Origin of the sequence: Streptomyces sp. NPDC058145 (assembly GCF_042884245.1) — a bacterium.
Taxonomy (GTDB): domain Bacteria; phylum Actinomycetota; class Actinomycetes; order Streptomycetales; family Streptomycetaceae; genus Streptomyces.
This window is the reverse complement of record NZ_JBHVUH010000001.1, coordinates 179,785-180,207: the sequence shown is the minus strand read 5'-3', so window position 1 is coordinate 180,207 and position 423 is coordinate 179,785. Positions and strand designations below refer to the sequence as shown.

Sequence of the window (423 nt, the reverse complement as noted above, 5' to 3'; positions counted from 1 at the left end):
CGGCATTGTGTTCGCCAACCAGCTTGATCCGCCGGACCTGGACGCTGCACAGGAGTGGTTCCGCAAAGCCATCGAGGCCGGCAACACCGAGTGCATGCGTGACCTCGGCCTTCTTTTCGCCAACCAACTTGATCCGCCGGACCTGGACGCTGCACAGGAGTGGTACCGCAAGGCCATCGAGGCCGGCAACACCGACGCGATGCGTGGCCTCGGCATTCTGTTCGCCAAGCAGAATCCGCCGGACCTGGACGCAGCACAGGAGTGGTACCGCAAAGCCATCGAGGCCGGCAACACCGAGTGCATGCGTGACCTCGGCATTGTGTTCGCCAACCAGCTTGATCCGCCGGACCTGAACGCAGCACAGGAGTGGTACCGCAAAGCCATCGAGGCCGGCAACACCGAGTGCATGCGTGACCTCGGCGT

At 63.4% G+C, this 423-nt stretch carries 1 protein-coding gene; it reads left to right on the top strand.

Annotated elements, in window-relative coordinates:
- A partial coding sequence (locus ACFVVO_RS00870; protein ID WP_390051540.1) for a tetratricopeptide repeat protein occupies nt 1-423 on the top strand: 423 nt, incomplete at both ends.